We start from the raw sequence: 22,440 nt of genomic DNA, 5'->3' as shown, positions 1-22,440 counted from the left end.
ATAAAAGATAAAGAAGTGACGATTACCGATTTCAATCAATTGAACGTTCTAGCCGGGAGTAAGTGTCACCACTAAAAGTCTATAGACTAGAAAAACCGGAAAGGACAAGGGGCAGGGCAATGAAAAATCGTTTTAACGTTCTATATAATCCAGCGAAAGCCTGGGAACAACTCAAAGAAGAAAATTTTTCTGTAAAACAGGCTTATATTCGGATGGTGATCTGGATGGCGCTATTGCCACCAGTTTTCGCTTTTATTGGCGCAGTATACAGCGGGTGGCGTATCGGTTACGAAGAACCGGTTAAACTCACCTGGCAAAGTGCGCTGGTTATTTCAATTGCGGCCTATTTAGCCATCTTGGTTGGCCTCTACATTTTTGCCCGTCTGGTTCATTGGATGGCGCAAACATACGATTCAAATGCAACCGTCAGCGATGCTTTTGTATTGGTGGCCTATTCCTGCATGCCACTATTCCTGATCAGCATTACCAGCGCCTATCCACTGTTATGGCTCAACACCTTGCTGACTCTTGTTGCCGTTGCTTTGGCATTAAGAATATTGTTTGCTGGAACCCCAATTATGATGGGGATCGACAAAGATCGTGGCATTTTATTCACCAACTCGATCTTAACCGTAGCCCTTGTCCTGACCGTAGCGGTCCTGGCCATCAGCGTTATCTTCTGGGCTAACGGCATGGGGCCCGTCTTTACCCGTTAATCACTATCAGAGGGCAAAAGCTGGCCCTCTGGCAACACCAGCTTCTAAAATCAACACAGTGTACGGACAATTCATGAGTATCCAGTGGGGCAGACCCTTGTCCCTACGACAAAACAGAGACTGAATGCTGATTCTGCCCTAGGGTGGGCCTTGACCCACCATTATATTATGTACTCTTCCGGCGCGCACACAGGTGCGCCCCTAACGAACCCAACAGTCTTGTCATTCCGTACTCGGATGCGGAATCTGCTCTTGGTTTTTTGATGTTGCCGCAACTCTTTGTACGGACAACTCATGAGTACCCAATGGGGCAGACCCTTGTCCCTACCACAAACCGCAAACAACCCCACCATAATTCCTTTTGAAATTCCCAAGCTTCCGCGCTATTCTAAGCCATGTCGGCACTCAGTCATTCTAACCATGGCCGACAATTCCAGAGGAACAGGAGTGGGGCATACGATGGATTCTGTATATAAAGGATTTAACTTCTCAACAAATGCCGAAAATTATCGGCGTTACCGTCCGGATTACCCGGATCAACTATTTCATTATCTGGCCATGTCAAGCGATAGCCATGAGAATGCATGGGATGTTGCAACCGGAAATGGTCAGGCTGCAATTGGCTTGGCTCAACATTTTACAAAAGTCTATGCCTCTGATATTAGCACTCGCCAGCTCGAAAATGCCCATCAGCGCAAAAACATCAAATATTTCGTCAGCAAAGCCGAGCAATGCAAATTCCCCGATGAAAGCATGGACATCATCACCGTAGCCCAGGCACTGCATTGGTTTGATATCGATAAATTCTTTGCCGAAGCAAAACGAATACTCAAACCCGGCGGCATCCTTGCCGTCTGGAATTACCAACTACTGCAAATCAATCTGGAAGTGGATGCCGTAATAAGACATCTTTATGATCACATCCTAGGTAATTATTGGCCAATGCAGCGAGAAACGCTGGAAAATCACTTCGCCGATTACCAATTCCCATTTCAGACCATACCTACGCCAGACTTTAAAGTGGAAAAAACCTGGTCATTCGACCAAGTTATCGGCTACCTCAACAGCTGGTCAGCAACACAGAACTATATTCAGCAGGAACAGAAAAACCCCATCAGCCAACTATCGCAAAAACTCATCTTCGCTTGGTGTGATACAAACCACATGAAAAAAGTACAGTGGCCAATTAAGCTTACTGTTTGCAGAAAGCCAGAGAGTTAATCTCGTTGGATGATTTGCATTGAAGTGAAAGGATTGTCATTCCGCACACCGATGCGGAATCTGCTCTTTGCTTTTCTATAAAGAATAGCCTGGCGATGCACACGAGTGGCAGCCCAAGCCTGAGAGTATCAGTATTTGTTCTAAACCGAAGAAGAGACTGACATTGTGTCGGTGCGTCATGACGCACCCTACGAGTACTGCCCTAGGGGTACACTACGAGTGCCTCAGTTTCGTCATTGTCGGGCTTGACCCGACAATCCAGTGTCTTTAGAACTCCCTCAAGTCATAGAAGCGATTGCAATATCTAAGAACGCGTCTATTATAAATTGCTAACAATTACGTAAATGTCTTCTTTTATATTGTATTTAACGGGTAAATGGATATTAAACATAATGAATTAAAAGCAAAAATAGTTATCAGGGATGTCTTGTAATATAATGCTTAATGCCTATGCGAATAATTAGCTCAATATTTATCTTATTTTTTGTTGCATCATGTGCAACAAAACCAAACTTTTTCCGTCAGCCAGAGAGTCTGCAATTAAATATGTGTGAAGAGTACATGGGGGCGGGCTGGAAAAGAATTACACCTCCGTTCGAAGCTGCAATGATGTTCGATTCAGTGCATTTCGAAGGGATGCCGAGTGGAGTTATCTGGTATAAAAACGGTCAAGACATCATTGGTGCCTGTGCATATACTCGAGATAAAAACGGTTGCGGCTTTAGTGGTCATGAATTTAAACGCGAAGGTAATGTGTGGTTCCATACTACCATTTGGTCACAGGAGCGCATTTGTGTTGTTGGTTAAGGCTGCACCGTTAGTCATAACCGTCGAGGCCGCTACGGCATAAGTTAGAGTGGAAATATGAGTGAGATTAAAAGTTTAGCTATTTTGGCTAGTTTATTGTTATTTGCTTGTTCTAATAAGCAGGTAAACTTTGAAAGTGGAATTGGTTTTGGTTGCTTCGTTCAACCCAAGTGGGCAAATGATAAAGCTCACACCTATTTGTGCGTTTTTGAATTAAACACCGTTAGTCCGCATTATTCAGATACTGTACGAATGGACTTGGTTAATAAGTTCGTGGAAAAACTGGGTAGAGAGTGTCAAATATCAAGTGGCAAGGAGATGGTTGACCCAACAGTAGAAGCTGACCACGGTATGTTTTTAATTGTTCATCATGTTAACTGTAATTAAGTTGAGCTACAACTAGCCATAGATACTGTAGCCTCAAAGGAACAGTAGTCACTTCGAGGATTTGCTTTAAAGAATCTCTGCTATTAGTAAATTATCCTCGTGCCTTTTCAATAATCTTCGTAGTTGAAACCCCATCCACGAAATCAAGAATAATCACTTGGCCACCGTTGTTCATAACGGCGTCGCCGCCGGCTATCTGTTCTGGTTTGTAATCGCCGCCTTTGACTAAAATATCAGGCAGACATTCGCCAATTAAGCGAGCAGGTGTGTCTTCTGTGAACTCTACGACCCAGTCTACGCTGGCGAGTCCAGCGAGGACTTCCATACGCTGATCAACTGGATTTACAGGTCTGCCTTCGCCTTTAAGCTTGCGTACTGAGTCGTCGTTGTTAACTGCGACAATCAATCGATCACCGAGGGCAGCGGCCTGTTTGAGATAGGTGACATGGCCTGCGTGTAGTATGTCGAAACAGCCGTTGGTCATGACGATGGTTTCGCCGGTGGCTTTGGATTTTTGAATCAGGTCGAGCAACTCTGTTTCAGTGACCACACCTTGCGATAGTGGCTGGTGCTGCAACATGACATTGAGCAGTTCCTGACGAGTGGCGGTTGCTGTTCCCAGTTTGGCGACGACAATACCGGCAGCCAGGTTGGCAATCTGGGTTGCGGTTTTAAGATCCAGTCCGCTGGCAAGTCCTGTCGCCAATGCTGCAACTACGGTATCGCCTGCACCTGTCACATCAAATACTTCACGCGCCTGAGTCGGCTGTAGGAAAGGTTCATGGTCATGTTCAAATAGTGCCATGCCTTTTTCGCTGCGAGTTACCAATAAGGCGTCCAGTTTCAAGGTTTCTCTTTGCGTCTGACCTTTACTGAGGAATTCTTCTTCGCTACTGCTGCTACCTGCAATCAAATCAAATTCAGACTGATTCGGCGTTATGACGGTGGCATTCTGATATTTACTGAAGTCGGAACCTTTGGGATCAACCACAATCGGTTTACCTGCTTTTCTGGCGGCCTGAATAATGGATTGTGGATCCTGCAGGGTGCCTTTGCCGTAATCGGATAACACCACTAAATCGTGCTGGCTTACAAGCTCTGAAACCAGCTCAAGGTTCACGCCTGACTGCAATGAAAAGTCTTTTTCGAAATCGAGACGGATCAGTTGCTGGTGACGGCTGATAATTCGCAGCTTAGTGATGGTGTTCTGGTGCGCTCTTTGATCAAAGGCGCATTGGATATTATGGCTATCAAGCAGTTTGCTGAGGCTGTCCGCTGCTTCATCCTGACCCGTGATGCCGCATAGAGTCACCCGGCTACCCAGCGCTGAAATATTCAGCGCCACATTACTGGCACCGCCAGCTCTGTCTTCGGTTTCCTGAACATTGACCACCGGTACGGGGGCTTCTGGTGAGATACGCGATGTGCCACCATGCCAGTAGCGATCCAGCATAATGTCGCCAATTACTAAAATCTTTGCTTTGGAAAAGTCAGGTAGCGTTACTTTCAAGGGGCAAACCCAGTCATTGCTTGATGTTGCGGTAATAATACCCATTTGTCGGCGGGCATGTAAGAGTTAATCGGAAAATTGTGAAGGGTGTACTAGCGGTAATCATTGACTGGATTATAGTAAAACTGCGTTCCTAATCAGGAGAATTAGAATGAAAAGATATCAATTGTTTGCAGTATTGAGCGTTGCATCTATTGGCTTAACGGCTTGTGCCGGTGCGGTAAAGAGCGAAAGTGCAGAAACTTGCCGTAAGGCGCTTGATGTTGCTTATCAAGAACTGAACTTTGCTGAAAGTCAGGGGTTTGCGGGAACTGTAAATTACACCAAGGCTGCCAGTCTGCTTACTGCGGCAAAAACCAGTCAGACAGTAGAAGCCTATGATTCATGCGTCAGTAATGCAGATAAGGCACGTTATTACATTGCGGAGTCTAAGAAGGGCTAGTTGGTAAGAGTCATTGTCAAAGGCGACTTCTGGTCGCCTTTTTACTATCTGGAGATATTGGCCGGGACACATTGGCCTTGTAACGGATAACCGTTACAATGGCTTAGAGCTATTATTTGATGGCTCTGTAACTAGGAATACTATATGTCAAAAAGAAAGAATCAGGACCCTCAAGCTGAGTTAGAAGCCCAGCGCTATCAGAACCCCATTGCAAGCCGCCAGTTTATTCTGCGTCAGTTAGAAGAGGCGGGAGAGCCGGTGTCGCTGGACCAGTTGGCCAAGCGATTGGAGATGAAGGAACCTGAGCAGGTCGAAGCGTTGCAGAAACGCTTAAACGCTATGGAGCGTGACGGCCAATTAATTTGTAACCGTAAGGGGCGCTACTGTCTGGTGGATGCCACCGACCTGGTGCGAGGTAAAGTTCTGGCACACCGTGATGGCTACGGCTATCTGGCGCTGGAAAAAGGTGGCGACGACTGGTATCTGTCACCACGAGAAATGCAGACCGTATTTCATGGCGATAAGGTGCTGGCGCGAGTCCGTAATGTGGATCGACGCGGTCGCACCGAGGGCGCCATTGTTGAAATTCTAGATGGTTCTACCAGCCACATCGTGGGGCGCCTGCAAGAAGAAAATGGACTCAAATTTGTCACCGCAGAAGACCCCAGAATTTTACACGATTTGATTATTGCCCCTGATGATTGCATGAATGCAGAAATCGGTCAGGTGGTTGTTGCACAAATTGTTCAAAGACCAAAACGAAATCAGCATGCGCGGGGCATTATCACTGAAGTATTGGGTGATTACTTGTCTGCGGGTATGGAAATTGAGATCGCCATTCGAAATCATCAGATCCCACACGAATGGCCTGATGATGTTCTATCTGAGGTTGGCGAACTACCCGTTGAGGTCACAGAAAAAGACTGGCAGGGCCGCGTGGATTTGCGTCAGCTGCCGCTGGTTACCATTGATGGTGAAGATGCCCGCGACTTTGATGATGCAGTTTACTGTCGCCGCAAATCAAAAGGCGGTTGGACCTTGTGGGTTGCCATTGCTGATGTCAGTCATTATGTGCGTCCTGGCTCGGCGTTGGATCAGGAAGCACTTGAGCGTGGTAACTCAGTTTACTTCCCAGAGTTTGTGGTGCCGATGCTGCCTGAGCTGTTATCGAACGGTCTTTGCTCATTGAAACCAAAAGTGGATCGTCTGTGTATGGTGGCCGAGATGTCATTAACGGCAACGGGTCAGGTCACAGCATCAAAGTTTTATCCTGCCGTCATGCATTCCCATGCTCGTTTCACCTATGACAAGGTGTGGGGCATATTAAGTGGGGACGAAGCTTTACAAAAAGAGTATGCGCCACTGGTTGGCGATCTGAAAGAACTGCACGAATTGTTCAAGGCACGACTTAAGTTAAAGGAAGCGCGTGGTGCGATTGAGTTTGAAACCACTGAAACCCAGATTATTTTTGATGAAAATAAAAAGATTGAAAAAATTGTTGGCCGGGTCAGAAATGATGCACATAAGATTATTGAAGAGTGCATGATCTGTGCCAATGTGGCAGCGGCAGAATTTATCGAGAAGCATGAAAAGCCTGGGGTCTTTCGAATTCACGAAGGGCCATCTGAAGAGCGTCTGGAAAAGTTTAGAGCCTTTTTAGGTGAGCTAGGTATTTTCCTGTTTGGGGGATCCACTCCAGAGCCTCGTCATTACCGTGAGCTGCATGATGCTATCGCACAGCGTCCCGATCAGGAACTGATTCAGACTATGATGCTGCGCTCCATGATGCAGGCAGTGTACAGCCCTGATAATCAGGGACATTTTGGCCTGGCTTTTGATTCCTATACACACTTCACCTCGCCAATTCGACGTTATCCGGATCTTTTGGTACATCGAATTATTAAAGCAGCACTAGCCAAAGAATTTGATATGGCTGGAACCGAAGGTGGCCTGGAGTATGAGGAAAAAGAACTGGTAGCTTTTACTGAGCACAGCTCTATGACCGAACGCCGCGCCGACCTGGCAACACGTGATGTTGTCGACTGGCTGAAGTGTGAGTACATGTTGACCCGTGTTGGTGAAGAGTATTGGGGCACTATTTCCAGTGTAACCAGCTTCGGAATCTTCGTTGCGCTGGATGAATTGTTCGTTGAAGGACTTATCCATATCAGTGAGCTGGGTGATGATTACTATCACTTCGATGCATTGAAGATGCGACTTATTGGTGAACATAAACGACAGTCCTATCGTGTTGGTGACCGCGTTAAAATTAAAGTGGCTAACGTGGATATGGAGCAACGGAATATTGATTTTGCGCTGCTTGAACGTGAGCATGTTAAGCGTGAAGAACCAAAAGGTCAGGAGCGTAAAAAACTTTATGCCAAGGCTAAAAAGTCCGGTTCTCTAAGTGGCGATGGTAAAAAAGGCAAAGATGGTAAAAAGCGTCGCGACTATAGAAAAGGCTCAGATAAAAGTGGTAAGCCAAGCTCTGGCAGTGCCAAGAAAGGTGCCAAAAACACCAAGCCAAAACGCGGCAAGAATGGTAAGAAAAAAAGTAAATAGCAGTTTTAATCTAATTTAAAAGAGTTACTCATGTCAGAACTAGTCTATGGACTTCATGCTGTTGAAGTCCTATTAAAACGTAGTAGCGAACGAGTGGAGCGGTTGTATATTCAAAGCAATCGTCATGACCAGCGTTCGCATAAAGTGGTAAAACTGGCGCAGGATAAAAACATTCCTGTGATTCAAAAAGACCGCGATGAGCTGGATGAAATGACCGATCAACGTCACCAGGGGGTGATTGCGGTTTGTCGTCCAGAGAAAAAGAAGAGTTTTCATGAAAAGCACATTCCAGAACTGCTCAGTCAAATTGACGAAGCTCCACTTATCCTGATCCTGGATGGCGTGACCGATCCACATAACCTGGGCGCCTGTTTGCGAAGCGCCGATGCGGCCGGTGTGCACATGGTTATCGCACCAAAAGACAATGCCGCCAGCATTACCGATGTGGTGCGTAAAGTTGCCTGTGGTGCGGCAGAAACCGTTCCATTTATTCCTGTAACTAATCTGGTTCGAACGATGAAGCAGTTGCAGGAAGCCGGAGTCTGGATCGCTGGAACCGCAGGCGAAGCAGAGCAGGATATTTATCAGGCCAATCTAACTGGCCCATTGGCCATTGTCATGGGTGCTGAAGGCGAAGGTATGCGTCGATTGACACGCGAAAACTGTGACTACCTGATTAAAATACCCATGGCTGGAGAGGTTTCCAGTTTGAATGTGTCTGTTGCCACGGGTGTAACCCTATTTGAGGCGGTGCGACAAAGAAGTCATTAAAAAAATTTTAAAAGTAAAAAAGGAGATGGTTTTGAAGAGGTTAGTATTTGGGGTTATATTCGTTGTCTCATTTTTTCATAATTCATTGATGGCTGAGGTTAAGGTTGAGCTTAAAATTGCTCTTAAAGAATACCCAGCACCTGAGTTCCATTACCCATATTTTGATGAAATGAATGGTTATCAGGATATCGTGAAAGTACTTTTTAAAATTGACGAGGAAGGGTACGTTGAAGAGTATTCTATTCAAAATAAATATGTTGAAAAAGATCTTCGTCAGTCTATCAGAAGCTATTTGTTTTCTGAGCAAACCAGGTTTAAAGACAAACCTAACCGTTTTGGTTTTTTAAGCATTAAGTACCGTTTCTCTGAAAACATTGATTATCATAACCTCATTAGAAGTTATCATGACTTTTTTGACGAAGGCAACTATAAGTTGGCTTATCAAAGTATTATTGAAGGCATGAAATTGGAACCCAATAACCCCGCCTCTCATTACTTGCTGGCTATGGTATTAAAGAAATTGGATCGAATAGAAGACAGCAAACCGCACTACCAAAAAGCAATAGATTTATCCCCTGATAATCCTTTACCCTATTATTCTTTAGCCTTTATTTATAAAAAAGAAGGTAACACAGAGCTCGCAGAGCAATACCTCGATAGTTCTATTGAGAGAGCTCCAAAATTCTGGGAGAATTATTGGTTAAAGTCTGACATTGCCCAGGCACAAGGTCGTTACCTTGATGCCATGAATCATTTGGCTTATGCCCTAGAATTAAATCCTGACAGTGAATACCTCCACTCCGAGAAAGGATGGTTATTGCTCGATCAAGAAGCCTACTTGCTGGCAAAGGAAAGCTTTGAGAAAGCGTTAGAGTATAATTCAGAATATCAAACTGCTTTGTCAGGTCTATCCAGGAGTCTGTACGATCTGGAGTTATATGAGCAAGCAAAAGAATATAGTTTAAAAGCGTTAGCGCTCTCGCCAGAGGATACTTACGATTTATTTCAGGCAGGATTAATTTTTGATGAGCTAAAAGAGTATGACAAAGCTGAGCAATACCTCTCTGAATTAATATCTATCGATAAAGCATATCCTAGTGCTCTAAATAATCTAGGTTATCTTTACATTAAAATGGGAGAGTTGGAAAAAGCGGAGAAAACTCTGTTACAGGCACTGGAATTAACACCGAAAGCATCAAGAGTGATCAATAATTTAGGTACCGTAAAGTTTCAGCAGGGAGACTGTTCGAATGCAAACGAATATTTCAACCGAATTGAGGCTCTATATCCTGGTCATGAAAACTCATTCTCAGAGGTCTATCTTGCGCGTTGTGCTATTCAATTAAATGATCTCGAAAGGGCATATGCATTGTTGATGGGCGTTGTTGATGAAAACCCTGATTACTTTGACGCGCTTTATATCGACCAGTTTGGTAGTGGTAATCACCTGAAAGTTGCGATTGACGAATATGTTGAGCGCGTGGGTTCGGGCAACACCAATGCCAAGACATTAATTAATGCCTATAAGGAAACTAATAATGATTAAATTAATGACGCTCATGTTCGCTTTAATTATAAGTGGCTGTGCAACAGTACATAACGATAATCATAATGTATTTCATGTTACTCATGAAGTTGAGCAAGGACACTACAACGAATTTCTGTTGCATGCTTATGATGATGAATCCATAGTGCAACAAACAGTGAGTATTCACAAATATAATTTAGGGAAATGGATCCCCAGTGTTGCTCACCGATTGTATAACCAGGACCTGTCATCCTTTATTGAGTTTAGAATAAGCTTTTCAGATCAGGTAACTTATAGTAGCTATAAGTATTTCACTAAAGACAAAGAAGGCAAATACTCACTCCAAATTGAGGAGTCAAAAAATATCAATAGCCTAGATAACACTTTTAAAATTTCTATAGTAAAAGATAAAGGGGCCGCTACTTTGTATATAAACCAAGTGCCTATTATGACTGGCCCCATGCTTCATGAAGTTAAATATGTAGGCATTTTGTATGTCAGTATGGATGTGAGTTTCGATACCATTCAAGAGTAGGCTAAGATATTCTGACTGTTTCAATTGCTAATGATATGGCAACTCAAGATGATGCGGTTTAATAGAGAACAAAATAATAGTGTTAACTGAAGGAAAAGGAAATTAGAATGAATAAAGTTGTTTATGTTTTATTGGGTTTATCTTTAGTAGCGAATGGTTATTTCTTGGTAAATAGCGACTCGCAGATAGAAAAGGTGAACGTAAAAGAAGTAACCACACAAAAAGCTGAGGTTAAAGCGCAAACTGAAGCAAAAAACGTTGAGCAGATACGAACCCAGGAAAATCAAGGCGACAATCAAGAACAGCAGTACCTAAATAAAATTGCTGAACTTGAAAATGAAATCGCAATGCTCAAACAGCAGCAAGCTGATTTAGCCTCAAAGCCTTCAGATGCATTTACTTTTAAAACAAGTAAGGCGATGGATAAAGAATTAGTAGAGAAGCTCAACCTGGATATGAATGAACCAATGGAGGACTTTGAGAACGAATCTGTTGATCCTGCATGGGCATTTAAGCATCAGGATGAAGTTTATGAGCTATTTGCTAATTCTGATATCACCAATCAGTTAAACCTGAAAGATGTAACCTGTAAAACGACTGTTTGTAAAGTGACTCTTGAAACCTTTGATGACAAACAGTCAAGCAAAATGATGGCGATGATGGATGCATCACAGTTGATGAATACAAGCGATCTTTTGAAGGACTTTGGCAATCGAGCTACTATTGAGCAGGAAACTAACCAAATCTTTATGTATCTGTATCAGGAAGATGAAGAGGTCTCTGAGGAATAATAATGAAAATAGTTTATACAATACTGCTATTGTCATCCTTGGCTCTTAATGGTTTTCTATTATTAGGTCAATCAGAGGTTGAGCCTGATGAGTCTTTAAAAGATGACTCACTAAGTAACATTGGTGAAAGCTCGCAGACCGAACTGGCAGATTTAAAAAATGAGATTGTTCGTTTGAAAAATAGGCTAGCACTAGCTGAAAAGGAAGCTCAAAGTTCGGGGTATGAGTCTGGACATGAAAGTAATAATTCTGAATCTACACCGATTGACTCTAATGAGGACTTAAAGAGCCCTCAGAATGAAGTGTATACATACGAAGGTATTGATCAGAAGAACCTTGCAAAAGCTAAGCAGTATCAGGCGGAGGGGGTTAATCCTGGATGGGCTTATGACTCTGAAGAGCATATCACTGACATGATTACCAGTTCTGATTTGATTTCTGAGTTTAGTTTGCAAGGAGTTTCCTGCAAAACAAGTATGTGTAAGCTGACAATAACACCCTATAAGGATACTGATCAGGAAGCTATTTCAATTCTTATGGGAATAAGCATCCTAGCCTTCGATTCAGACACGTTTAAAGATTATCACACAAGATCTATTCCAAATGAGAATACAGGTGAGCTCGATATTTATTTCTATCCTGCCGAAGAAGAGTCTGATTAGTAGTTGAATAAGCGATTGATCAAGTTATATTTTTGACTTAAAAAGTTTAGCGCACCTTTAACATCTATCTCCTGAAAGCTAATCGAGTCATTAGCTTTCAGTTGTCCCAAAATCGGCAAATCTGCTGTAATAACCTGACCAATTCTTGGATAGCCGCCGGTTGTTTGACCATCCGCTAAAGTAATTATTGGTTGGCCATCGGGTGGTATCTGGATAGTGCCAGGTGTGATCGGAGCGGTGGTCATGGACAAGGTTTTTTCTGTTTTAAGTGCGCAGCCTTTCAGGCGCATTCCCATGCGATTGCTTTGGCTGGTGACTTGGTAAGATGTTTGTAGAAATTGTTGCTGTATATCTTGAGAAAAGCATGACCATTCTCTGCCTTGTATAAAACGTATTTGATAATTATCACCAAACTGAAGCTGCAACTCCTTGGGTGTTTCCTTTACTTCTGGCATGAAGTGGTTCTTCAAGGTCAGGGTGTCGTTATTGTTAAAAGCTCTTCCTTCAAAGCCGTCAAAGTTAGCCATTAAGTTTGTTGAGTAACTGTTCATTATTTTAGGTAAATCAGCTTCTGCAGAAAAAGACAGATAGGCTCTGGCGCCATTAACCAATTTGCCAAAGGTTAATCGTTCTCCTTTGTTCACTAATAGCGTTTGATGCATATCGACTGGGATATCATCTATCGAAAGTTCAAAGTGAGCACCGGTAACAGCTATGGCAACGTCCTCAGTGAACTCAACAACTGGGCCGGCCTGGGTTATTTCAAGGCAGGCAGAGTTAAGAGGCTTGTTTACGAGCCAGTTTGCTATTTGCAGGCTGACTGGATCGAGCGCGCCATTATTTGGAATTCCGTAACGTCTGAAACCATGACGCCCCAAATCTTGTAAACTGGTTTGCAGGCCAGCTTTGAGGAAACGAATGCTCATGCTTCCTCCTTATCCAACTTTTCAAACTCATCAAAACTAATTGGCACAAAGCGAATTTTATCCAGTGGTTTAGCAATGGCGGGAGGTGATTGCTCTACATCCAGCATTGCTACTGGGGTTCGCCCAATAATCTGCCAGCCGCCCGGACTGGCAATCGGGTAGACACCTGTTTGACTGCCACCAATTCCAACAGAGCCAGCTTCTATTCTTGTGCGCGGATTATCACGGCGAGGGCAGTGCAGTCTCTTATCCAGATCGCCTAGATAAAGAAAGCCCGGTAGAAAACCCAGCATATAAACGGTGTATTCCTGTTGCGAGTGAGCGTCAATCAACTCCTGAACAGTCATGCCACAATAGTCAGCCACATAGTCAAGATCCTCTGCAACTCGCGGGTCATAGCAGACAGGTATCTCAATCGTGTTACTCTGTTTAGTACTAACTGCCTGAGCTTTTTTGATAGAGCTTTTGATGTGTGACAAGGCGGTGTCAGGAGTGAAGTTTAGTGGGTCAAATATAATGAGCAGACTGTTATAGGCAGGAACTAATTCAACAAAACCTGCCGGAGGATTGTGTTGGATTGTTTCGGCAACGCCCAAAATATAGCGCAACAGATCCTCAGAAATTGAGCCATCGAATTCAATAAGAATGGAGTGGTCGCTATGAATAAAAATCTGAAAATCGAAAGTCTGCATCCTTGAAGTGACCTAGATAATTTCAATCCCATGTTCGCGCAATAACTGATAGAGTCGCTGTGCAATGTCTCTGGCATTGGGATTATCTCCATGCAGACAGATAGAGTTTACTTTCAGATTCAATGGAGTGCCTTCGATGGAAGTAATGGCTTCGCCGATTGCCAGCTTCAGCGCCTGGTTAAGACTTTGATCAAGACTCTTGTGTAATGCTTGGGTATGACCTCTTGGAACCAGGTGAGTATTGGCGTGGTAATTTCTATCCATGAAACCTTCATGTAGAAAGTCTAAACCAACTTCTTGTGCTGCCTGATACAGGTTCGATTGAGCGAGCCCCATCAGCTTTAAGTCAGAATCAAAGTTTTTGATTTCATCAGCGATGATATAGGCGAGATCTTTGTTAGCAGCAGCGTCATTATACAAAGCGCCATGCGGTTTGACATGATGCAGCTCTGTTTGCTGGCGTTCGCACTCTTCGGCAATCGCTTCAATTTGCTGGCGTAATGTTTGACGTAACTCAGGCTCTGAAATATTTATTGAAATACGACCAAAGTTTTCTTTGTCTGGGTAGGAAGGGTGAGCACCAATCTTTAACTGATTATGAATGGCATTGGCAACTGTCACCTTGATACTTTCAGAGTTCCCAGCGTGACCACCGCAGGCAATATTACAGGATGAAATATAAGGCATTAAGTGCGAATCAGTTTCCCACTGTTGTCGATTAGTGCTTTCGCCTAAGTCGCAGTTAATGTCGATAAATTTCTTTGTGCTCATAACCTGCTATTCTAGCATACTCCTTTGGTGTCCAGCTGTTGTTACTGGCTTTAATTTACAAACCCGAAAGCAGACAGCAGACTCCGTGCGCTGAGCATCAAAGTTACCAGTACTACTAATCCGCCCAACAGGTTTTGCAGTAGTGAGTTTTTGTGTTTACCGAGAAATGACTGGTTCATGGTCCATAACAGGAAAATGGCAATAACTGGCAACAAGATGCCATTGGCAATTTGTGCAAACCAGATAATCGAAATTGGCTTAAAACCAATGGAGGCCAGAACCACACCAGTAGCCAAAATACTGATCCAGACGGCACGAAATTTATAAGAGCGCATGTCATTGCCAAGCTGCATCAAGCCAACAAGAGCGTAGGCCGAAGCCAGTGGAGCGGTAATTGCCGAAGTAATACCGGCTGAAAACAGTCCCAGCGCCATCAGGTATTTGGCACTAGCTCCAAACAAAGGCTCTAAACTGAGCGCCATATCCGCAGCTGAATTAATCTCAATCTGCTTTGTGAAAAATGCACTAGCGGCGGTAGAGATAATAGCCATGGTAATCAGACCGCCAAGCGGAATCGATATCATTAAGTCACGCCTGGCTTCAGGCAAATCCCGCTCATCGTGCCATTTCTTTTTGGCACTACTGGCGTGTAGAAATAAATTGTAGGGAACTACGGTGGTGCCGATTAATGCGATGACTGTTAGCGTTGCACCATCTGGCAGAGATGGAATCAATAAGCCAGATAAGAGTTGGCCCAAGTCGGGTTTTGTAATAATAAAAGTTAGAATAAAGGAAACGCTCATCAGCAACACAATGGCAATCAGAAAGCGCTCGATCAGTTTGTAACTTCCTGTCCATAAAAGCACAAAAGCAATGATGCCAATCAGTAAAGCCCAACCGTTCAGCGTGCCAGCCAGAAACCATTCGCCAAAGACGGCATCAATACCAAGTGTTGCCCCCGCGATGTTGCCACCCTCGTAAGCAGCATTGCCCACTACTATTGCGCTGATAACCAGTAACACCGCAACGGCTTTAGCCAAAGGGTTGGTGAATTGCTCGCGAATAGATTCCCCCAAACCTTTACGACCAACTACTCCCAGACGTGCAGTCATCTCCTGCAGAATCATGGTGGCTATAACCGAAAACACCAGCGCCCATAACAATACAAAACCGAAGCTGGCACCGGCTTTGGTGGCAACCGTAACTGTACCGGGGCCAATAAAAGCGGCCGTGACCAGAGTTGCGGGTCCAAAAGAGAATTTACGTTTTGTCACAGGAGGTATCGTGTCGGTGAGAATCTTTTGAGCCTACTGATTTATCAGGGTTTTAGCAAGTCAGGCCTATGGGGGGCGATGGGTTTTGTCGTGCCCCTACCGTGAAATGTAAAAGTTAGTGTAGGGACAACTCATGAGTTGTCCGTACAGTTGGTTCTTGAGTAGGTTGGATAAGACTCGGCCCTAGCTGACTCAACTTACAGTGGGCGGGCACACCGGCACTGCCCCTACCGTGAAATGTGAAAGTTAGTGTAGGGACAACTCATGAGTTGTCCGTACAGTTGGTTCTTGAGTAGGTTGGATAAGACTCGGCCCTAGCTGACTCAACTTACAGTGGGCGGGCACACCGGCACTGCCCCTACCGTGAAATGTGAAAGTTAGTGTAGGGACAACTCATGAGTTGTCCGTACAGTTGGTTCTTGAGTAGGTTGGATAAGACTCGGCCCTAGCTGACTCAACTTACAGTGGTCAGGCACACCGGCACTGCCCCTGCCAAGACATGCTCACAACAAACCCACCGCTACTTCATCGGGCCATACACTGAATTGAACCTGCCCAATATGGGACTTCATCAATAACAGCATGGCGAGACGTGACTGACCAATACCGCCGCCGATGGTTAATGGCAATTGATCCTGTACCAGTTTCTGGTGCCAGGGCATATGCAGGCGGTACTGGCACTGGCGTAGTTCGAGCTGTCGTATAAGTGTATCCTTACATACCCGAATACCCATGGAAGACACTTCAAAGGCGTCTTTGAGGATTGGGTTCCAGATCAGAATATCACCATTCAAACCTTGCAGACCTTCGCTGGTAGGTGTGCTCCAGTCATCATAGTCTGGTGCGCGACCATCGTGGATACTGCCATCAGCTAATTCGCCGCCAATCCCCATCAGGAATACAGCGCCGTATTCCTTACAAATTTCATGTTCACGCTGTTTGGCGGTGAGCTCAGGATAGCGCTGGCGTAAAGTTTCACTATGAATGAAAGTGATCTGCTCTGGCAAAATCGGCTCGCGTCCCATCTGTTGCGCGATAGCTAAATCAATGGAGCGCATGGCATCATAAATTTGCTCAACGGTTAGCTTTAAATAATCCAGGGTGCGTTCGGCAGGGCTAATCACTTTTTCCCAGTCCCATTGATCCACATATAAGGAATGACGTTCACTTAGTGATTCCTCATCGGGGCGCAAGGCGCGCATTTGAGCCACAATACCGTGACCGGCCTGAAAACCACCACGCGCTAATAACAGCCGTTTCCACTTAGCCAGTGACTGCACAACTTCCAGTTGCTTATTGAGTGTTTTGCTTGATACCGACACCGGTCTTTCGACGCCATTCAGATCATCCTGCACGCCGTCGCCTTTGATGGTTAGAATCGGCGCCTGGACTTCGATGAGGGAAAGTGCCTCGCATAACGCTTCGGTGAAGCGGCTTTTGATGGCTTGAATGAGCTTTTGATCCTTTACAAAAGCCTGGTGTGGTAACTGTTGCATGATGAACCCCTTTTCCTATGAATCGTTGTTATATCGATAAGCAATTGACTAATTGAGCTATATTTATCTAATTTGGCGAGTTAATATGCAATATCTGTCTAATAAAATAGTTTGTTAGCGATATAAGATCTAATTAATAGGGTTTCTGTTGGGTAATGTCTAAAAAAGGGGCTGTGAATTGCAAAAAGATTATCAAATCGACAATCTGGATAAATCGATACTGTCGGAGTTGTTGCTCGAGGCACGTACACCTTACGCCAAAATTGCCGAGCAGCTGGATGTCAGTGCAGGAACGATTCATGTCCGAATAGAGAAAATGCGTCAGGCCGGGATCATCAAAGGCACCAAGGTAAGAATTGAGCCCAAGGCGCTAGGCTTTGATGTCTGCTGTTTTGTCGGTATTTTCCTGAAGAGCGCCAAGGACTATCAGCCGGTGGCCGCTTTACTGGAGCAAATCCCGGAAGTGATAGAGGCCTATTACACCACTGGCCAATACAGTATTTTGACCAAGGTGGTGACACCGAATATCGAAACCTTTCAGGATGTCTTGATTAATAAATTACAGGCGATTGAGCAGGTGCGCTCGACGGAAACCATGATATCCCTACAGAATCCGATCCATAGGGATATTGACGGGCTTTTAACTTAAGGTGCTAATATGCTTTACGACAGCTTGAAGGCAGGTATTTAGCGTCAATGTTGGTTTTATTCTCGCCAGCTGCGCTCATGCCCTCGGGAGGTTCATCGCCACCACACACCCAGGAAATTGGGCTGGTAGGGCTGGCGGTCACGTAAATCGGTCTGATACTTAATATCTTGCCATCCAGAGGCTGGTTCACTTTATTACCCAGCGTCACGTGAATCGCACCATCTTCCACTTGTATGCCTTTGACATAGTTGCCCAGTAAATGCTCCGGCTTAGGCGCTCCGGCTTCAAGGTTATTAGCCGGGAACTTGGTGTGATACTTATAATATTCCTTCACCGTGCTCTGAACTTCACTGGCTAAAGTAATACTCTCGGCAATTTTCGCTCGCACGATATAGTCCTGATATGCGGGCAATGAAATCGCTGCCAGAATGCCGATAATGGCCACGACTACCATTAGTTCAAGTAAGGTAAATGCTTTTATTGTCTGTTTCATAATTAAAATCCTGTACCCATCTGGAAAATCGGTAAATAAATCGAAAGAACAACCTGGAACACAATGGCAATGACCAACAGGTGCAGGGCAATGGCCAAAATACCGGTTTTGCGATGAGTCGACTCAATCGCCTGCGTTTCCAGGGTGTTAATTAAAGTGGGGCTTTCCTCAGCAAAGGTCTGTAATTTCAAAAGAGCCTGTAGTTGCTCTTTTTCCTGTGCGTAGAAAATATGATCAAAAGTCAGCTGTTCTGACTGGCTGAAGAAAGGTGAGTTGAGTGCTTTTGTTCGCTCGGCCTGATTCTCGGGTAAGCGCTCGTAGAATGCGCTCAAGTTGTGAACAAATCGTACTCGGCTCAACTGCATCATAATGCCGCGCATGATGGGCAGCTTAGTCAATAGCTTGCTTTGGGTATAAGATTCAACCGAGGCAAGGTTGGCCAGAATAAACAGACCAATAATCAAAACCGGCGGTAAATACAGCAGTAAAGACCACCAGGATTTGAATTGCAGTACATCCATTCGCTGCTGGAAACCGGAGGAATACATTTGCCCATCAAAGGCCATGATATTGTAGAGCGGTATTAACTTGAAACTAAATACGGTAAGTACCAGCAAAGCTATCACACTCAAGAGCGCCGCATAGCCAGTGCTGCGCAGAATACGACTTTTAATAATCTGTGCAATCTGCATTTCGCTGGAGTTGGCCGCGGTGTAATGTTGCAGGACTTCAAGCTCATTCAGGCCCAGCTCCTTGCCGCGACGTAATTGCTCAGTAATTGGCGAGCTTTTGATATTCAGCTTTTCAAAAGCGCGCTCAAGACTCTGGGTCGCTTCATAAATAGTGTGCGCCTGCTGCCAGCGATCACGTTGCTCGGCAGGAACTTCGTTAACCATGATGTTAAATGCCGTTCGGGGCTCTTCGCCCTTGGCCATCAGGTGTACAAACTGGCGCAAGTAGAACTGTTGATTATTATTTTTCATAAGAATTTATCTTGCATATATAGGGCATTAGGTGAAATGTTGAGTTTTGCTCCGTCTGACAAACAGGACGGATTACTGAATTATGACTATCATCCAGTATAAAAGTTAGTTCTGTCGAGGGGTATTGATGAAAAGGCTGCATGGCGATGTGCATCCGGCCATTCTGGCTATACAGCTGAGAAATCTGTGGCAACTCTTCGCTCGACAGTCCGAGCTCAAAGTCACGTCTACTGGCGTCAAAGGTACCGTGCCAGGCGTAGTATTCCTGCTGCTCGATGCGTGACTCAATAAACTGATTACTTAAAGGCGCGGCAAAAGCCACCTTATAGAGATAGTCAGCAGTCAGTTTCAGACCCAAAAGGTATAGCGTCGTGATAATCACCAGCACAGCCATAACTTCCAGGCTCAACCAGGAATCGGCCTTAAAGAAGCTCTTGGCGAGCTGAAAAGGGTATTTTTTGCGCAGAGAGTCCAAAGTTATAATTCTAAAATCCATGTTTGAGTCGATACTAATACAGCTGGCTGGCAAGGTCAATTTACCTTGACCCAAAGGGCTAAAATCCTTAAAATACGCGCCCTTAGTGGCTATCCACTAATTTTTTGACAATCTGGTTTACTCCTTGTTGCCTTTAACTTTTTATACAAATCAAAGAGTTACTGGTGGCTGGAAACCGAAAGGAGACTTTAATGAGACACTACGAAATCGTATTCCTAGTGCATCCTGACCAATCTGATCAGGTGCCTGGCATGATCGAACGTTACACAAAGATGATCACAGACGCGGCTGGCACAGTACACCGCTTAGAAGACTGGGGTCGTCGTCAACTAGCCTACCCAATCAACAAACTTCATAAAGCGCACTACGTTTTAATGAACGTTGAAACTACAGGCGAAATCATCGAAGAGCTTGAAGATGCATTCCGTTTCAATGACGCAATCTTGCGTAACATGGTAATGCGTCGTAAAGAAGCTGTTACCGAAGCCTCTCCTATGGCTGCTGCTAAAAAAGACGAGAAAGCTGAGAAGCCTCGTAAAGAAGCCAAAGAAGAGAAATCTGAATCAACTGAAGAAGCTTCGGCTGAGTAATAAGGAGACATATCATGGCACGTTTTAATCGTCGTCGTAAGTTCTGCCGTTTCTCGGCTGAAGGTGTTGTTGAGATCGATTATAAAGATACCGCAACATTGAAAAACTACATCACTGAAACAGGCAAAATTGTACCTAGCCGTATCACAGGCACAAGCGCAAAATACCAACGTCAATTGGCGTCTGCAGTAAAACGCGCTCGTTTCTTGGCTTTGTTGCCTTACACTGACAGCCACGAATAAGCGGCATTTTTAAGAGGAAATAACGATGAACGTCATTCTACTTGAAAAAATCCGCAATCTTGGTGACTTAGGTGATAGCGTAACTGTAGCTGCTGGCTATGGTCGTAACTTCCTGATTCCACAAGGTAAAGCGGTTCCTGCAACTAAGGAAAACATCCAACATTTCGAAGAGCGTCGTGCTGAACTACAAGCTGCCGCTGACGAGAAATTGGCTAAAGCACAAGCGCGTGCAGAGCAACTAGCTGGCTTGACTGTGACTATCGCAGCAAACGCTGGTGACGAAGGTAAATTGTTCGGTTCTGTTGGCACAGCTGACATCGCTGACGCAGTTACAGCCCAAGGCGTTGAACTTGAGAAAAAAGAAGTTCGTATGCCAGAAGGCGCGATTCGTCAAACTGGCGAATTCACTTTTGAAGTGCACTTGCACCCAGAAGTTGAAGCTAACATCAAAGTTATCGTTGTTGGCGAAGAACAAGCTTAATAGTTTTAAAGCTTATATAAGAAAGGCACCTTCGGGTGCCTTTTCTTTTTCTAGCGTTTGATCGACGCCAATACTTTATATATCCATCAGTTCCATTTTAGTATTATTTCTTATCTTTTACTTCTTCGATATCACCATCAACAACTTTCCATAACCCCAATGAGGTAGCTACATAAAGTGGGTAGTCATAACTCAGACTAGTAAAGACATGAACCGGAGAGGGGATTTCATCAACAATATGAGTCATCATTAGCGCGTGTACATCTTCTCCTTGGGGTTGTAAATGCATACAGCTTTTAGAGTAAGGCTCTTGCTCTAAGACTGTCTTGCCGTCACGTGATACTAAAATTCTTTGAGCTCCACCAATCGGAATAACGCCGGGCTCTGTCGGTGGTGTCAAAAAGAAAACATTCCAGCCTGCATCATCTTCTAGTACTACGCTGTTCAGGTTTTCTGAGCAAGCCTCGGTAATACTATTTCCAGCGCTAGAGAGTGCTTTAAGCATAGTCTTTTCTTCTTCTGTAACCGTTCGCTTTGGATTGGCTTCAAAGCCAGAAATTTCAAAGCTGTCATTATAGAAAACATCGGCGAATGACAGGATTTCTTCGTTTCTAGTGGAGCGATAAAAACTGACTCGATGGTTTCCTTCAGGATCAAGATGTACAAGCCAGCCTTGTGGGTTTTCAATCTGACTTAGATCTATCTCTTCACGGATCTTATCTGTTGCCGTCCAGGCGAGAGAGTCTTTTATCCAGATGAAATAACCGGCCTGCTCACTGAATTGAAGTTTTTGAATTTGCTCAGGTGTGTAGAATAGAGGATTTTGTGACTCCTCAGAAGAAGTGACGGTATTAATATTGTCACTATCTTGCTTTGAGTTTGTTTGGCAGCCACATGTCACAAGTACAAGCACAGTAATTAAAAGTTTTTTCATTGTAAGATCCTTATTAAGATTTATTGTGTGGGTAGACAGCTAATCGCTTGGTATCTCCCAACAGATCCTCCCAGCTAGCTCTATCGTCACAAAAGATATGGGCAGTAGGATTAATATTTGGTGATGAGTTCAAACTTCCCGCCGGAACAATGGCAATTTTGTCACCGATTTCGGTAGGTACTGGTGAACCGCACTCTGAGCAAAAACTTTTGGTAAAGCGAGTGTTTGGCAAATTATATCTTTTTACCAGTTGCTTGCCTTGGAGCCAGTTTAAAGTAGCTTTAGTATTAAACAAGTTTGCACCGTGAACAGTTCCAGTTGCTTTTCTGCATCTGGAGCAATGGCAAAGATAAAAACTGTCAAAATTATCACTGATATCAAATTCAACTTTGCCGCAAAGGCATGAGCCCGTGATTTGCATAGTAACCTCCTAGACTAAGTGTCTGACTTCCTGCTGTTCAAAATACTCTAGGTCGTTTGA

The 22,440-nt window shown here is 44.3% G+C and carries 26 protein-coding genes; 15 read left to right on the top strand and 11 right to left on the bottom strand.

Annotation, left to right across the window (positions count from 1 at the left end):
- The first annotated feature begins 119 nt into the window (after positions 1 to 119).
- From HUJ19_RS01495 to HUJ19_RS01480, 4 genes are all read left to right on the top strand, one after another.
- Positions 120 to 716 (top strand): Yip1 family protein, encoded by a 597-nt coding sequence (locus tag HUJ19_RS01495; protein ID WP_290621808.1) that lies wholly within the window; start codon positions 120 to 122, stop codon positions 714 to 716.
- Positions 717 to 1,175: 459 nt separating this feature from the next.
- Positions 1,176 to 1,937 (top strand): class I SAM-dependent methyltransferase, encoded by a 762-nt coding sequence (locus HUJ19_RS01490; protein WP_290621807.1) that lies wholly within the window; start codon positions 1,176 to 1,178, stop codon positions 1,935 to 1,937.
- Between the two features lie 546 nt (positions 1,938 to 2,483).
- Positions 2,484 to 2,744 carry a hypothetical protein gene (locus tag HUJ19_RS01485; protein ID WP_290621806.1) on the top strand — a complete coding sequence of 87 codons (261 nt, stop codon included), beginning with the start codon at positions 2,484 to 2,486 and terminating at the stop codon, positions 2,742 to 2,744.
- Between the two features lie 57 nt (positions 2,745 to 2,801).
- Positions 2,802 to 3,131, top strand: a complete 330-nt coding sequence (locus tag HUJ19_RS01480; RefSeq protein ID WP_290621805.1) for a hypothetical protein — start codon at positions 2,802 to 2,804, stop codon at positions 3,129 to 3,131.
- A 91-nt stretch (positions 3,132 to 3,222) separates the two neighbouring features.
- Here the strand turns inward: HUJ19_RS01480 and hldE are convergent, their stop codons facing one another.
- Positions 3,223 to 4,686 (bottom strand): bifunctional D-glycero-beta-D-manno-heptose-7-phosphate kinase/D-glycero-beta-D-manno-heptose 1-phosphate adenylyltransferase HldE, encoded by a 1,464-nt coding sequence (hldE, locus tag HUJ19_RS01475; protein WP_290621804.1) that lies wholly within the window; start codon positions 4,684 to 4,686, stop codon positions 3,223 to 3,225.
- A 106-nt stretch (positions 4,687 to 4,792) separates the two neighbouring features.
- Here hldE and HUJ19_RS01470 point away from each other — a divergent pair, with 106 nt between their 5' ends.
- The 7 genes from HUJ19_RS01470 (at position 4,793) to HUJ19_RS01440 (ending at position 11,932) form a co-directional block, all read left to right on the top strand.
- The gene (locus HUJ19_RS01470; RefSeq protein WP_290621803.1) at positions 4,793 to 5,083 is read left to right on the top strand and encodes a hypothetical protein; all 291 of its coding nucleotides are present in this window, start codon (positions 4,793 to 4,795) and stop codon (positions 5,081 to 5,083) included.
- A 144-nt stretch (positions 5,084 to 5,227) separates the two neighbouring features.
- The gene (gene rnr, locus HUJ19_RS01465; RefSeq protein ID WP_290621802.1) at positions 5,228 to 7,645 is read left to right on the top strand and encodes a ribonuclease R; all 2,418 of its coding nucleotides are present in this window, start codon (positions 5,228 to 5,230) and stop codon (positions 7,643 to 7,645) included.
- Positions 7,646 to 7,675: 30 nt separating this feature from the next.
- Positions 7,676 to 8,416: a 23S rRNA (guanosine(2251)-2'-O)-methyltransferase RlmB gene (gene rlmB, locus HUJ19_RS01460; RefSeq protein WP_290621801.1), complete on the top strand. Its 741-nt coding sequence runs from the start codon at positions 7,676 to 7,678 to the stop codon at positions 8,414 to 8,416.
- Positions 8,388 to 9,962, top strand: a complete 1,575-nt coding sequence (locus HUJ19_RS01455; RefSeq protein WP_290621800.1) for a tetratricopeptide repeat protein — start codon at positions 8,388 to 8,390, stop codon at positions 9,960 to 9,962. The genes rlmB and HUJ19_RS01455 overlap by 29 nt, the downstream gene beginning before the upstream one ends.
- The gene (locus tag HUJ19_RS01450; protein WP_290621799.1) at positions 9,955 to 10,479 is read left to right on the top strand and encodes a hypothetical protein; all 525 of its coding nucleotides are present in this window, start codon (positions 9,955 to 9,957) and stop codon (positions 10,477 to 10,479) included. The genes HUJ19_RS01455 and HUJ19_RS01450 overlap by 8 nt, the downstream gene beginning before the upstream one ends.
- A gap of 107 nt (positions 10,480 to 10,586) precedes the next feature.
- The gene (locus tag HUJ19_RS01445) at positions 10,587 to 11,270 is read left to right on the top strand and encodes a hypothetical protein (RefSeq protein ID WP_290621798.1); all 684 of its coding nucleotides are present in this window, start codon (positions 10,587 to 10,589) and stop codon (positions 11,268 to 11,270) included.
- Between the two features lie 2 nt (positions 11,271 to 11,272).
- Positions 11,273 to 11,932, top strand: coding sequence for a hypothetical protein (locus HUJ19_RS01440; RefSeq protein WP_290621797.1), 660 nt, complete (start codon positions 11,273 to 11,275; stop codon positions 11,930 to 11,932).
- Here the strand turns inward: HUJ19_RS01440 and HUJ19_RS01435 are convergent.
- The 5 genes from HUJ19_RS01435 to asnA form a co-directional block, all read right to left on the bottom strand.
- Complete coding sequence (locus HUJ19_RS01435; RefSeq protein ID WP_290621796.1) at positions 11,929 to 12,858, bottom strand: biotin-dependent carboxyltransferase family protein; 930 nt, start codon at positions 12,856 to 12,858, stop codon at positions 11,929 to 11,931. The two genes, HUJ19_RS01440 and HUJ19_RS01435, sit on opposite strands and share 4 nt — an antisense overlap.
- Positions 12,855 to 13,550, bottom strand: coding sequence for a 5-oxoprolinase subunit PxpB (pxpB, locus tag HUJ19_RS01430; protein WP_290621795.1), 696 nt, complete (start codon positions 13,548 to 13,550; stop codon positions 12,855 to 12,857). Before pxpB ends, HUJ19_RS01435 begins: the two co-directional genes overlap by 4 nt.
- Positions 13,551 to 13,562: 12 nt before the next feature.
- Positions 13,563 to 14,321 (bottom strand): 5-oxoprolinase subunit PxpA, encoded by a 759-nt coding sequence (gene pxpA, locus HUJ19_RS01425; protein ID WP_290621794.1) that lies wholly within the window; start codon positions 14,319 to 14,321, stop codon positions 13,563 to 13,565.
- Between the two features lie 50 nt (positions 14,322 to 14,371).
- Entirely contained in the window at positions 14,372 to 15,595 is a 1,224-nt protein-coding gene (locus HUJ19_RS01420; protein WP_290621793.1) for an Nramp family divalent metal transporter, read from the bottom strand.
- 503 nt (positions 15,596 to 16,098) lie between these two features.
- Positions 16,099 to 17,091: an aspartate--ammonia ligase gene (gene asnA / locus HUJ19_RS01415; protein ID WP_290621792.1), complete on the bottom strand. Its 993-nt coding sequence runs from the start codon at positions 17,089 to 17,091 to the stop codon at positions 16,099 to 16,101.
- Positions 17,092 to 17,269: 178 nt separating this feature from the next.
- Here asnA and asnC point away from each other — a divergent pair, with 178 nt between their 5' ends.
- Entirely contained in the window at positions 17,270 to 17,740 is a 471-nt protein-coding gene (gene asnC, locus HUJ19_RS01410) for a transcriptional regulator AsnC (protein WP_290621791.1), read from the top strand.
- Positions 17,741 to 17,744: 4 nt separating this feature from the next.
- Here asnC and HUJ19_RS01405 read toward each other — a convergent pair whose 3' ends face one another.
- From HUJ19_RS01405 to HUJ19_RS01395, 3 genes are read right to left on the bottom strand one after another with little or no spacing between them, the layout of a single operon-like run.
- Positions 17,745 to 18,233, bottom strand: coding sequence for a pilin (locus HUJ19_RS01405; protein WP_290621790.1), 489 nt, complete (start codon positions 18,231 to 18,233; stop codon positions 17,745 to 17,747).
- Between the two features lie 2 nt (positions 18,234 to 18,235).
- Positions 18,236 to 19,216, bottom strand: a complete 981-nt coding sequence (locus HUJ19_RS01400; RefSeq protein ID WP_290621789.1) for a hypothetical protein — start codon at positions 19,214 to 19,216, stop codon at positions 18,236 to 18,238.
- On the bottom strand, positions 19,206 to 19,766 hold the full coding sequence (locus HUJ19_RS01395; RefSeq protein ID WP_290621788.1) for a hypothetical protein: 561 nt from the start codon (positions 19,764 to 19,766) through the stop codon (positions 19,206 to 19,208). The genes HUJ19_RS01400 and HUJ19_RS01395 overlap by 11 nt, the downstream gene beginning before the upstream one ends.
- Before the next feature lie 137 nt (positions 19,767 to 19,903).
- On the opposite strand from HUJ19_RS01395, the gene rpsF reads away from it, so the two are divergent.
- From rpsF to rplI, 3 genes are read left to right on the top strand one after another with little or no spacing between them, the layout of a single operon-like run.
- Entirely contained in the window at positions 19,904 to 20,302 is a 399-nt protein-coding gene (gene rpsF / locus HUJ19_RS01390; RefSeq protein ID WP_018625237.1) for a 30S ribosomal protein S6, read from the top strand.
- A 14-nt stretch (positions 20,303 to 20,316) separates the two neighbouring features.
- Positions 20,317 to 20,544: a 30S ribosomal protein S18 gene (gene rpsR / locus HUJ19_RS01385; protein ID WP_012800504.1), complete on the top strand. Its 228-nt coding sequence runs from the start codon at positions 20,317 to 20,319 to the stop codon at positions 20,542 to 20,544.
- A gap of 25 nt (positions 20,545 to 20,569) precedes the next feature.
- Positions 20,570 to 21,025: a 50S ribosomal protein L9 gene (rplI, locus tag HUJ19_RS01380; protein WP_290621787.1), complete on the top strand. Its 456-nt coding sequence runs from the start codon at positions 20,570 to 20,572 to the stop codon at positions 21,023 to 21,025.
- 103 nt (positions 21,026 to 21,128) lie between these two features.
- On the opposite strand, the gene HUJ19_RS01375 is transcribed toward rplI, so the two are convergent.
- Together HUJ19_RS01375 and HUJ19_RS01370 are read right to left on the bottom strand one after the other, a co-directional pair.
- Positions 21,129 to 21,959: a hypothetical protein gene (locus HUJ19_RS01375; protein ID WP_290621786.1), complete on the bottom strand. Its 831-nt coding sequence runs from the start codon at positions 21,957 to 21,959 to the stop codon at positions 21,129 to 21,131.
- A gap of 13 nt (positions 21,960 to 21,972) precedes the next feature.
- Positions 21,973 to 22,380 carry a GFA family protein gene (locus HUJ19_RS01370; RefSeq protein ID WP_290621785.1) on the bottom strand — a complete coding sequence of 136 codons (408 nt, stop codon included), beginning with the start codon at positions 22,378 to 22,380 and terminating at the stop codon, positions 21,973 to 21,975.
- Between the last annotated feature and the right edge of the window lie 60 nt (positions 22,381 to 22,440).

The organism is Kangiella sp., assembly GCF_014762745.1.
Classification (GTDB): domain Bacteria; phylum Pseudomonadota; class Gammaproteobacteria; order Enterobacterales; family Kangiellaceae; genus Kangiella.
The sequence above is the reverse complement of the archived record's forward strand: the minus strand, read 5'-3'. Positions and strand labels throughout refer to the sequence as shown.

Excerpts from the sequence above, each read along its gene's own strand:
- HUJ19_RS01400 (WP_290621789.1), bottom strand. The coding sequence starts at position 19,216 with ATGAAAAATAATAATCAACAGTTCTACTTGCGCCAGTTTGTACACCTG.
- asnA (WP_290621792.1), bottom strand. The coding sequence starts at position 17,091 with ATGCAACAGTTACCACACCAGGCTTTTGTAAAGGATCAAAAGCTCATT.
- HUJ19_RS01435 (WP_290621796.1), bottom strand. The coding sequence starts at position 12,858 with ATGAGCATTCGTTTCCTCAAAGCTGGCCTGCAAACCAGTTTACAAGAT.
- HUJ19_RS01370 (WP_290621785.1), bottom strand. The coding sequence starts at position 22,380 with ATGCAAATCACGGGCTCATGCCTTTGCGGCAAAGTTGAATTTGATATC.
- HUJ19_RS01405 (WP_290621790.1), bottom strand. The coding sequence starts at position 18,233 with ATGAAACAGACAATAAAAGCATTTACCTTACTTGAACTAATGGTAGTC.
- HUJ19_RS01375 (WP_290621786.1), bottom strand. The coding sequence starts at position 21,959 with ATGAAAAAACTTTTAATTACTGTGCTTGTACTTGTGACATGTGGCTGC.
- pxpB (WP_290621795.1), bottom strand. The coding sequence starts at position 13,550 with ATGCAGACTTTCGATTTTCAGATTTTTATTCATAGCGACCACTCCATT.
- HUJ19_RS01495 (WP_290621808.1), top strand. The coding sequence starts at position 120 with ATGAAAAATCGTTTTAACGTTCTATATAATCCAGCGAAAGCCTGGGAA.
- pxpA (WP_290621794.1), bottom strand. The coding sequence starts at position 14,321 with ATGAGCACAAAGAAATTTATCGACATTAACTGCGACTTAGGCGAAAGC.
- HUJ19_RS01440 (WP_290621797.1), top strand. The coding sequence starts at position 11,273 with ATGAAAATAGTTTATACAATACTGCTATTGTCATCCTTGGCTCTTAAT.
- rnr (WP_290621802.1), top strand. The coding sequence starts at position 5,228 with ATGTCAAAAAGAAAGAATCAGGACCCTCAAGCTGAGTTAGAAGCCCAG.
- HUJ19_RS01480 (WP_290621805.1), top strand. The coding sequence starts at position 2,802 with ATGAGTGAGATTAAAAGTTTAGCTATTTTGGCTAGTTTATTGTTATTT.
- HUJ19_RS01445 (WP_290621798.1), top strand. The coding sequence starts at position 10,587 with ATGAATAAAGTTGTTTATGTTTTATTGGGTTTATCTTTAGTAGCGAAT.
- rlmB (WP_290621801.1), top strand. The coding sequence starts at position 7,676 with ATGTCAGAACTAGTCTATGGACTTCATGCTGTTGAAGTCCTATTAAAA.
- HUJ19_RS01485 (WP_290621806.1), top strand. The coding sequence starts at position 2,484 with ATGTGTGAAGAGTACATGGGGGCGGGCTGGAAAAGAATTACACCTCCG.
- hldE (WP_290621804.1), bottom strand. The coding sequence starts at position 4,686 with ATGGGTATTATTACCGCAACATCAAGCAATGACTGGGTTTGCCCCTTG.
- HUJ19_RS01470 (WP_290621803.1), top strand. The coding sequence starts at position 4,793 with ATGAAAAGATATCAATTGTTTGCAGTATTGAGCGTTGCATCTATTGGC.
- rplI (WP_290621787.1), top strand. The coding sequence starts at position 20,570 with ATGAACGTCATTCTACTTGAAAAAATCCGCAATCTTGGTGACTTAGGT.
- rpsR (WP_012800504.1), top strand. The coding sequence starts at position 20,317 with ATGGCACGTTTTAATCGTCGTCGTAAGTTCTGCCGTTTCTCGGCTGAA.
- HUJ19_RS01450 (WP_290621799.1), top strand. The coding sequence starts at position 9,955 with ATGATTAAATTAATGACGCTCATGTTCGCTTTAATTATAAGTGGCTGT.
- rpsF (WP_018625237.1), top strand. The coding sequence starts at position 19,904 with ATGAGACACTACGAAATCGTATTCCTAGTGCATCCTGACCAATCTGAT.
- HUJ19_RS01490 (WP_290621807.1), top strand. The coding sequence starts at position 1,176 with ATGGATTCTGTATATAAAGGATTTAACTTCTCAACAAATGCCGAAAAT.